1 protein-coding gene is annotated in these 697 nt (G+C 51.8%); it reads right to left on the reverse strand.

Annotated features, from left to right (window positions below; genetic code table 11):
* Positions 1–166: 166 nt before the first annotated feature.
* Positions 167–697 (reverse strand): ABC transporter substrate-binding protein (locus ACTHSP_RS21195; protein WP_440346905.1); only part of this gene is annotated, 531 nt, incomplete at its 5' end.

Consider the following 697-nt stretch of genomic DNA (forward strand, 5'->3'; position numbering starts at 1 on the left):
CGCTTACAACAGGAGCCTGCTGATGGCCGATTTGGTTTTGTCCGTTCATACGTACCCAGTAATTTTGTTGAAAGAACAGTAATTATACTCATTAAATCTTTATCGGCATAGCATGTTCAGGCCGTCTGAATCTTCAGACGGCCTGAGCCTATGATTTTTGCAGCCGCTATTTCAATCGGATGTAAAATGTACCGTCCGGCACGACGGGCAGGTATTTGCGGTAGAAGTCCAGATAGGTCTTGTTTGGGTCTATGTCGGCAAACTGCTGCGGATACAGGGTTTTGGCGATAAATTGCGCGCTGGCCAAATCGGTGAGCGAGCGGGAGGCGGTGTGGTAGATGCCGTAAACGCGTTTGTTTTTGACGGCAGGAATGTCTGCCCAGCCTTTGCGTTTGACAAATCCGGCCAGGCGGCGTTGCGCATCGGCCTGGCTGATGCCTATGCCCATCGCCATAATGTCAGGCTTGTCTTTATGGCCGTTTTCCGTCCCCGAAATGACGATGACGTCGGGTTTGGCCGTCAGGAATTTTTCAGGGTTTATCGGTCCCCAGTTTTTAACGTAAGGCGCGGCGATATTGTTGCCGCCTGCTGTGTCGGCAATCGCGCCCCACATATCTTTGCCGAAGGTGTAGCTGTATTCGGACGGGCCTTTGTCGCCGAACTCGATATAGATTTTCGGTTTGGACTGCTTGGCGCG

The organism is Neisseria sp. P0001.S005 (assembly GCF_051963715.1).